Origin of the sequence: Paraburkholderia sp. SIMBA_054 (genome assembly GCF_046534875.1) — a bacterium.
Taxonomy (GTDB): Bacteria; Pseudomonadota; Gammaproteobacteria; order Burkholderiales; family Burkholderiaceae; genus Paraburkholderia; species Paraburkholderia hospita.
In genome coordinates this window covers 1-336 of sequence record NZ_JAWRXV010000413.1, presented here as the reverse complement: position 1 = coordinate 336, position 336 = coordinate 1, and the positions used below count along the sequence as shown (strand labels likewise).

Annotated in this window: 1 protein-coding gene; it reads right to left on the bottom strand. The window is 67.6% G+C overall.

Annotated elements, in window-relative coordinates:
* The coding region (locus tag SB822_RS55710) for an EscU/YscU/HrcU family type III secretion system export apparatus switch protein (protein ID WP_410858927.1) at positions 1 to 336 on the bottom strand (336 nt) is incomplete at both ends.

Genomic DNA, 336 nt, shown 5'->3' with positions numbered 1-336 from the left:
CGACCGCAACAACATCGGTGACATCCTCCACACCGCTCTTCGCGCCGGCCGACGCGGCCTGCGGCGGCTCGCGCTCCGCTCCGCTTTCCAGTCGATGCAGCCACGCCAGCAATTCGGCGACCGCCTGATAAAGCTGCGGCGGAATGCGCGCGTCGAGGTCCACCTGCATCAGCAGCGAGACCATTTCGGGCGCTTCATGCACGTACAGCCCGGCTTCCTTCGCGCGCTGCACGATCATGTCGGCAAGCATGCCGTAGCCCTTCGCGATCACGCGCGGCGCGGGATCGCCGCCATTGGCGTCGTAGACGAGCGCAGCCGCGCTGCGGCGATGTTTGC